This window comes from Hylemonella gracilis ATCC 19624 (assembly GCF_000211835.1).
In the GTDB taxonomy this organism is placed as follows: domain Bacteria; phylum Pseudomonadota; class Gammaproteobacteria; order Burkholderiales; family Burkholderiaceae_C; genus Hylemonella; species Hylemonella gracilis.
In genome coordinates this window covers 1-7819 of the sequence record NZ_AEGR01000086.1, presented here as the reverse complement: position 1 = coordinate 7819, position 7819 = coordinate 1, and the positions used below count along the sequence as shown (strand labels likewise).

Genomic DNA, 7819 nt, shown 5'->3' with positions numbered 1-7819 from the left:
GGCCCCCACGGTCGCTCACTGCGTGTAGCTCCCTGCCCCCACCGCGCAGGTCCGGGGCGGTAAAACTAGAATCACCCCATGCAGCAGCCGACCCGCATCATCGCCGTGCGCCACGGTGAAACGGCCTGGAACGTGGACACGCGCATCCAGGGTCACCTCGATATCCCACTCAACGACACCGGCCGCTGGCAGGCAGAGCGATTGGGGCGCGCGCTCGCCGAGCGCCATGCGGGCGACGCGGATGCGGACCCCATCGCCGCCATCTACAGCAGTGACCTGCAACGCGCGCGGCAGACCGCCGAGGCCATCCGCGTGGCCACTGGTGCACCGCTGAACTTGCACCCCGGACTGCGCGAGCGAGGCTTTGGGGCTTTCGAGGGGCTAACCTATGCCGAGATCGAGCAGCGCTGGCCGCAAGAGGCCCTGCACTGGCGCAAGCGTGTGCCCGATTGGGCGCCGCCCCCAGCGGCACCAGAGCGCACCGGGGTCGCGCCCGGTGAGTCGCTGCTGCAAGTGCGCGATCGCGTGGCGCGCGCCCTGGCAGAACTGGCCGCCCCGCACGCCGGGCAGCTCATCGTGCTGGTGGCGCACGGCGGGGTGATGGACCAGCTCTACCGCCTGGCCACGGCGCAGGAGCTGCAAGCGCCGCGCACTTGGCAGCTGGGCAACGCGGCCCTCAACCATTTGCTCTGGACCCCCGAGGGCATGAGCCTGGTCGGCTGGGCCGACACCTCTCACCTGGAAGACGCGGGACTGGACGAAACCAGCACCTGAGCCGGCACCGCGCCGCCAGGACCGGGAACAGTCCCGGGAACGCACGCTTGCGCGTCTCCTTCCGGAGCGACGTGCACCAGGGGTTAGGCAAAAGAATTACAGTATTATTAAAGGCCTTGCCCAAGACCGCGAACGAGGCAAGTTCACACAAGACCCAGAGACAAGGGCAGCACAGACCATGCGCCAGGCGCGGGGCATCCGCGCGCGACCGCTCCATGCCTGCATGCCGCACCCAACACAACCACGCATGAACGCAGACGCGACACCCGGCAGGCTGGACATCGTCATTTTTGGCGGCACGGGGGACTTGGCCTGGCGCAAGCTGCTGCCCGCGCTCTACATGGCCCACATGCATGGACGGCTGCCGCAGAGCACCCGCATCATTGGCATCGGCCGCGAGGACTGGGATCGCGACGCTTACCTGCAGTTCATCCAGGCGCGATCCCCCGGTTTGATCGCACCTGCGGCGTGGTCGCCAACCCATTGGCAGCGCTTCCTGGACTGCCTGGACTACGTGGCGCTGGACCTCGCTCAAGCCGAGGGCTGCGGCGGGCTGAGCCAGGCCTTGAGCACGGACGCCTTGCGGGTCTTCTACCTGGCCACGGCGCCCGCGCTGTTCGCTCAGATCTGCGCGCGCCTGCACGCCGATGGGCTGATCGACCCGCAGGCCCGCGTGGTGGTCGAAAAACCGCTGGGCACCGACCTGGCCTCGGCCCAGGCCATCAACGCCGAGATCGCCCGCCATTTCCGCGAAGACCAGATCTACCGCATCGACCATTACCTGGGCAAGGAGACGGTGCAAAACCTCATGGTGCTGCGCTTTGGCAACGCCATCTTCGAGCCACTGTGGCGCGCGCCCTTCATCCGCAGCGTGCAAATCACCGTGGCAGAGTCGGTGGGCGTGGGCAGCCGCGCGGGCTTCTACGACCACACGGGCGCGCTGCGCGACATGGTGCAGAACCATTTGCTGCAGCTGCTGTGCATCGTGGCGATGGAGCCTCCCATTTCGATGGACCCCGACGACGTGCGCGACGAGAAGCTCAAGGTGCTGCGCTCGCTGCGCAAGATGAGCCCGTCCGACGTCAAGCGCGACACCGTGCGCGGACAGTACACGGCGGGGGTGAGCGAGGGCGCCGCCGTGCCTGGGTACCTGCAAGAAGCCGACGTGCCCGCGCAAAGCCGCACCGAGACCTTTGTCGCGCTGCGCGCGCACATCGACAACGCGCGCTGGGCGCAGGTGCCATTTTTCCTGCGCACCGGCAAGCGCATGCAAAAGCGGCAGTCCGAAATCATCATTGAGTTTTCGGAACAACCCTTCTCTCCCTTTGGCCAGAGTCCAGGCCAGCAGGCCAACCGGCTCATCATCACCCTGCAACCCGAGGAGTCCATCGAGTTGGCCATGATGGTCAAGGAGCCTGGCTCGGGCATGAACCTGCACCCCGTGCGCCTGAGCCTGGACCTGCAGGAAACGTCGCGCCAGCGCCGGGCCGAGGCCTATGAACGCCTGCTGCTGGACGTGGTCAAGGGCCGCCTGACGCACTTCATGCGCCGCGACGAGTTGGAGGCCGCTTGGCGCTGGATCGACCCCATACTCGCGGGCTGGCGCGAGTTGGACGAAGTACCGCGCGGCTACCCCGCCGGCAGCTGGGGGCCCGCGGCCTCCTCGGCGCTGATGGCGCGCGAGGAGCATGGCGCCTGGTTCGAGGCCTCCTGAACCGCCATCACCACCTGACGACAGCACCGAGCCGCCCACCCCCACCAACCTACCCATTGAGCCACCGCGCCACAGTGCCTGCGTTCACCGTCCACCATGTTTGAATCGATCGCCCCCGCCGCCACGCCTCACGCCGCCTACCCCCGCTGGCTGGGCGACATCGGCGGCACCAACGCGCGCTTTGGCTGGCAGGAAAGCGCCACCCGCCCGATCAGCCATGTGCAGGTGCTGCCCTGCGCGGAACACCCCTCCCTGGTTGACGCGGGCCTCGCCTACCTGCGGGCCCAGGGTCTGTCCGGACCGGCCTGCGCGGCCTTCGGCATCGCCAACCCGGTCACGGGTGATCAGATCGCGATGACCAACCACCACTGGAAGTTTTCCATCGAGGCGACGCGCGTCGCCCTGGGGCTGCCGCGCCTGTTGCTGCTGAATGACTTCACGGCCCTGGCCTTGGCCCTGCCCGATTTGCCGCGCGAGCAATTGCGCCAGATCGGCCCGGGCGAGGCGGCACCGCAAGCCGCGGTGGGCCTGATTGGCGCCGGAACGGGTTTGGGGGTGTCGGGCCTGCTGCCCCTGGGGCACCAGGGCAAATGGCTGCCGATCGCGGGCGAAGGCGGCCACGTCACGCTGGGCGCCGGCAACGCGCAGGAGTACGCCGTGATCGAACACCTGAGGGTGCGCTACGGCCACGTGTCGGCCGAGCGCGTTCTGTCCGGGCCCGGCCTGGTCGACCTGTACCACGCCTTGTGCGAGCTGCAAGACGGGCAAGGCCGCGAGATCACGACGCCGGCCGAGGTGATGGAACGCGCCGAGGCCTTGCCCCAGTCGAAGGCGGCGCAGGCCCTTGAAATGTTCTGCGGCCTCTTGGGCAGCGTGGCAGGCGACCTGGCCTTGACGCTGGGCGCGCGCGGCGGCATCTACATCGGTGGCGGCATCGTGCCCCGGCTGGGAGAGCGTTTCGACCGCTCGCCGTTTCGGCAGCGCTTCGAGAGCAAGGGGCGCTTTCGCGGCTACCTCGCCGCCATCCCGACCTGGGTGATCCAAAGCCCGGTGTCCCCCGCCTTGCAGGGCGCCTCGAAAGCCCTGAACCTCACCCAGTGGTGAGCACCCGCCCCCGGGGATGAGCGCGCCGCGCTTCACGGCACAATCCCTGGCATGGCACTCATCCTCCTGGTTGAAGACGACGAACTGCTGCGCGACAGCGTGTCGGACCTGCTGGTGCAGGCCGGGCACCGCACCCTGACCTGCGCCGACGGTCTCAGCGCGCAACAGCAGTTGTCGACCGAGGCTGTGGACGCCGTGCTGCTGGATCTGGGTCTGCCCGGCATCGACGGCATGAGCCTGCTGCGGTGGATCCGGGAGCGCTTCGAGAGCCTGCCGGTGTTGATCCTGACGGCGCGCGACAGCATCGACCACCGCGTCGAGGGCCTGATGGCGGGTGCCGACGATTACATGACCAAACCCTTCGGCAACGCCGAGCTCAGCGCCCGTTTGCAAGCCCTGCTGCGCCGCGCGCGCCTGCCCGCCTTCGAGGCCCGGCAAGTGGCCACGGGCGTCGAATCCGGCACGAGCACGCACACACAGAGCGCCGCCGCGACGGCCGCGCCCAGCCTGCATTTCGACACGGAACAGCCCCGGGTCTGGGTGCGAGGCCAGCCCATCCTGCTGACCCAGCGTGAATGGGAACTGCTGCGGGTCCTGCACGCGCAAATCAACCAGGTGGTCAGCCGCGACAACGTGCTGCTGGTTTGGCAGACGGATGGCTCCGAGCCCATCGCGTCCAACGCCTTGGAGGTCTACGTGCACCGACTGCGGCGCAAGCTCCAGGGCACGGGGGCGAGCATCCGCAACATCCGCGGTCTGGGCTACATGCTCGAACTCGCCTGAACCTGAATCGGCGCTGGCCCCCGGCATGAAATCCATCCCTTCATTGCGCCGCCAGTTGCTGGCCTGGCTGCTGCTGCCGCAACTGGTGCTTTGGCTGGTGGGCGGGGCCTTGACCTACCGCATTGTCCTGATCTCGGCGGAGAAAGCCCTGGACCAATCCCTGCTGCAGTCCGTGCGCTCGCTGGCGCGGCAGGTCAAGCCCATCGGCTCGGGGCTGCTGGTGGACTTCCCGAAGGCGGCTCAGGCCATCATTGAGGAAGAGCCCGAGGACCGCGTGAACTACATGGTGTCCTCGCCGCCAGGCCGCTTCCTGATTGGCAACCAATCCTTCGTCGAGCCGCCCCAGCCCTTGCGCCCCGGCGTGCCTGCCGTTTACCGCACCGAGCAGAACGGGCGCACCATGCGCGCCGTGGCGCTGGACCTGCCCTACGGGGAGGGCGACGCGCAATTGCTGCGAGTGCAACTGGCGAAAAGCTACGTGGCGCGCGACCGCATCGCGCGCGAGCTGATCGCCGCCCTGCTCGCGCCGCTGCTGGTGCTGGGCCTTTTGCTCAGCCTGCTGGTGTACGGCGGCATCAAGCGTGGCATGCAGCCGCTGACGCGGCTGGAAGCACAGCTGCAGCAACGTTCGCCGCAGGAGTTGACTCCGCTGGAGCTGACCACGGCGCCCAGCGAAGTCCACACCTTGCTGACCGCCATCAACCGCCTGCTGGCCTCGGTGGCGCGCAGCATGGTGCAGGAGAAGCGTTTCATCAACGACGCGGCCCACCAGCTGCGCACCCCCTTGGCCGGCCTGATCAGTCAGACCGAGTTGGCGCTGCAAGAGGAGTCGCCCGCGCTGATTCAGGCCCGCTTGCGCAAGGTGCACGCGGGCGCGCTGCGCAGCGCGCACCTGCTGAACCAGCTGCTGATGTTGGCGCGCAGCGGCGCCGACGTGCCCATGCAGCCGCTCGATCTCGGTCAACTGGCACGGGCCGTGGCGCGCGAGTTCAGCCCTCGGGCGATCAACCTGGGCGTGGACCTGGGTTACGAGGGACCCGACCAAGCCTGGGTCTGGGTGCTGGGCTCCGAGCTTCTGCTGCGGGAAGCCTTGGGCAACTTGATCGACAACGCCCTGCGCTACGGCCGCAAGGAAGGCGATGCGCGTGGCGACAGCACCGTCACGATCGCCGTGCTGGAGCATGGCGCCCGGATTGAACTGCGGGTGGAAGACAACGGTCCGGGCCTGGATGCAGCCCTGCGCGAACAAGCGTTTGAACGCTTCTGGCGTGGCAGCAATCTGCCGGGCGGTTGCGGATTGGGCCTGTCCATCGTGCAGGAAATCGCACGCCGCCACGGCGGCGAAGCCCTCATCGAGACCGCGCAGCCTCCGAGCGAGGCCCACCCGGCTGGCTACGGTCTGCGCGTGCGACTGCTGCTGCCCCGGCTGGCCGACGCCTCACAGGCGCGCGCCTGAGGACGCGTCGAACCAATGCGCCTGTTCCGGACTGAGGGACAGGCCCACCCGGTCACCGACGCGCACGGGAGTCTGCGGAGAGGTGCGGACCGTCACCCGGCCCGCCGCGGTCTGCACCATCACGTAGGTATCCGCGCCCGTGGGCTCAACCACTTGGACATCACCGCGCCAGGCCGCGCCATCGCTGAGCAAGAGGTGCTCGGGACGCACGCCCAGGGTCACGGCCTGCGCCGCAGGCACCGGGCAAGCCAGCGGCAGCACGGCCTCGGACAGCGCGAAGCCCTGACCTTGGGGCGCCGCCGTCCCCGCGATCAGGTTCATGGTCGGGGAGCCGATGAAGGTGGCCACATAGGTGTTGGCGGGCCGGTTGTAAATTTCGTCGGGGGTGCCCAGCTGCTGCACCAGGCCGTCTTTCATGACCGCGATGCGGCTACCCAGGGTCATGGCCTCGATCTGGTCGTGCGTCACGTAGACGCTGGTGATGCCGCTGATCTGATGCAGGCGCTTGATCTCGGCCCGCATTTCAACGCGCAGCTTGGCGTCCAGGTTGGACAGCGGCTCATCGAACAGGAAAAGTTCAGGCTGGCGCGCCAGCGCCCGCCCCATGGCCACGCGCTGGCGCTGTCCACCCGAGAGCTGCGAGGGCCGACGGTCCAGCAGATGGCTGATCTGCAGCATGGCGGCCACTTCGGCGATGCGCTTCGTGCGTTCAGCCTTGGGGACCTTGCGGATCTCCATCGCGAAGCCGATGTTCTCGGCCACGCTCATGGTCGGGTACAGGGCGTAGCTCTGGAACACCATGGCGATGTCGCGCTGCGCCGGGGGCACGCCCACAACGTCGCGGTCCCCAATGCGGATGGCCCCTTCGGTCGGGTCATCCAGGCCCGCGATCAGGTTGAGCAAGGTGGACTTGCCACAGCCCGAGGGGCCGACCAGGATCAGAAACTCACCGGGCTTGACGTCGATGTCGATGCGCTTGAGCACCTCCACCTGCCGCTCGCCCTTGCCAAAACTCTTGCGGATGCCGCGAATATCCAGCGCAGAAGCCATATCGTCTTTACTTTCCTCAACCCTTGACGGCACCGGCCGTCAGCCCGCGCACGAAATAACGTCCCGCCAGCACGTAGACCAGCATGGTGGGCAGGCCCGCGATCAGCGCCGCGGCCATGTCCACGTTGTAAGCCTTCACGCTGCTGGAGGTGTTGGCCAAATTATTCAGGCCCACCGTGACGGGTTTGGAGTCCGCCCCGGTGAAGGCCACGCCGAACAGGAAATCGTTCCAGACCTGGGTGAACTGCCAGATCAGGGTGACCATCACGATGGGCGTCGACATCGGCAGGATGATGCGCCAGAAGATCATCCAGAACCCGGCGCCATCGATGCGTGCCGCGCGCAGCAGCTCGGGCGGCACGGCCGCGTAGTAGTTGCGGAAGAACAGCGTGGTGCTCGGCAGACCCGCCAGCATGTGCACCAGGATCAAGCCGCCCACCGAGCTGGACAGGCCCAGCCAGCCCAGCACCTGGCTCATGGGCAGCAGCACCACCTGGAAGGGCATGAAGACGCCAAAGAGCAACAAGGCGAACAGGGTGTCACTGCCCCGGAACTTCCACAGGCTGAGCACGTAGCCATTGATGGCACCCCAGGCCGTGGACAAGAGCACGGCCGGCACGGCCATCAACACCGAGTTCCAGAAATACGGCTGCAGGCCCGAGCATTGCGCACCCGTGCAGGCCGTGGACCAGGCCAGGGTCCAGGACTCCCAGTTCAGCGAGGTCGGCAGGGCCAGCAGATTGCCAGCGCGAATCTGTTCGGCGTCCTTGAGCGAGGTGATCACCATCACATAGAGCGGCGCCAGGAACAGCAGGGCGCCCAGACCCAGGCTGGTGTAGATCAGCGCACGACTGAGCCATTGGAAAGACAGTGGCTTGGCGTTCATTGGAAAGTCTCCGTGCTTCGCACTGCGATGCGAGCGCTTTCGGGCGGCCGTT

General features: G+C 67.5%; 7 protein-coding genes. 5 read left to right on the top strand and 2 right to left on the bottom strand.

The genetic code is table 11. From position 1 onward, the window contains the following. The first annotated feature begins 78 nt into the window (after window positions 1-78). The 5 genes from HGR_RS13480 to HGR_RS13460 all read left to right on the top strand — a co-directional run bounded on the left by HGR_RS13480 (window position 79) and on the right by HGR_RS13460 (window position 5831). Window positions 79-774: a histidine phosphatase family protein gene (locus HGR_RS13480; protein ID WP_006298848.1), complete on the top strand. Its 696-nt coding sequence runs from the start codon at window positions 79-81 to the stop codon at window positions 772-774. Window positions 775-1021: 247 nt separating this feature from the next. Further along, window positions 1022-2488, top strand: coding sequence for a glucose-6-phosphate dehydrogenase (zwf, locus tag HGR_RS13475; protein ID WP_006298847.1), 1467 nt, complete (start codon window positions 1022-1024; stop codon window positions 2486-2488). A gap of 96 nt (window positions 2489-2584) precedes the next feature. Continuing rightward, on the top strand, window positions 2585-3592 hold the full coding sequence (locus tag HGR_RS13470) for a glucokinase (protein WP_006298846.1): 1008 nt from the start codon (window positions 2585-2587) through the stop codon (window positions 3590-3592). A 51-nt stretch (window positions 3593-3643) separates the two neighbouring features. Continuing rightward, on the top strand, window positions 3644-4375 hold the full coding sequence (locus HGR_RS13465) for a response regulator transcription factor (protein ID WP_006298845.1): 732 nt from the start codon (window positions 3644-3646) through the stop codon (window positions 4373-4375). Window positions 4376-4400: 25 nt separating this feature from the next. After that, on the top strand, window positions 4401-5831 hold the full coding sequence (locus HGR_RS13460; RefSeq protein ID WP_006298844.1) for a sensor histidine kinase: 1431 nt from the start codon (window positions 4401-4403) through the stop codon (window positions 5829-5831). On the opposite strand, the gene HGR_RS13455 is transcribed toward HGR_RS13460, so the two are convergent. Together HGR_RS13455 and HGR_RS13450 are read right to left on the bottom strand one after the other, a co-directional pair. Continuing rightward, window positions 5814-6881 (bottom strand): ABC transporter ATP-binding protein, encoded by a 1068-nt coding sequence (locus HGR_RS13455; protein WP_006298843.1) that lies wholly within the window; start codon window positions 6879-6881, stop codon window positions 5814-5816. The two genes, HGR_RS13460 and HGR_RS13455, sit on opposite strands and share 18 nt — an antisense overlap. 16 nt (window positions 6882-6897) lie before the next feature. Next, window positions 6898-7767: a carbohydrate ABC transporter permease gene (locus HGR_RS13450; protein WP_006298842.1), complete on the bottom strand. Its 870-nt coding sequence runs from the start codon at window positions 7765-7767 to the stop codon at window positions 6898-6900. Window positions 7768-7819: the final 52 nt, after the last annotated feature.

Bases quoted from the DNA above. Each gene is read 5' to 3' on its own strand.
- HGR_RS13455 (WP_006298843.1), bottom strand. From the start codon at position 6,881: ATGGCTTCTGCGCTGGATATTCGCGGCATCCGCAAGAGTTTTGGCAAG.
- zwf (WP_006298847.1), top strand. From the start codon at position 1,022: ATGAACGCAGACGCGACACCCGGCAGGCTGGACATCGTCATTTTTGGC.
- HGR_RS13465 (WP_006298845.1), top strand. From the start codon at position 3,644: ATGGCACTCATCCTCCTGGTTGAAGACGACGAACTGCTGCGCGACAGC.
- HGR_RS13480 (WP_006298848.1), top strand. From the start codon at position 79: ATGCAGCAGCCGACCCGCATCATCGCCGTGCGCCACGGTGAAACGGCC.
- HGR_RS13470 (WP_006298846.1), top strand. From the start codon at position 2,585: ATGTTTGAATCGATCGCCCCCGCCGCCACGCCTCACGCCGCCTACCCC.
- HGR_RS13460 (WP_006298844.1), top strand. From the start codon at position 4,401: ATGAAATCCATCCCTTCATTGCGCCGCCAGTTGCTGGCCTGGCTGCTG.
- HGR_RS13450 (WP_006298842.1), bottom strand. From the start codon at position 7,767: ATGAACGCCAAGCCACTGTCTTTCCAATGGCTCAGTCGTGCGCTGATC.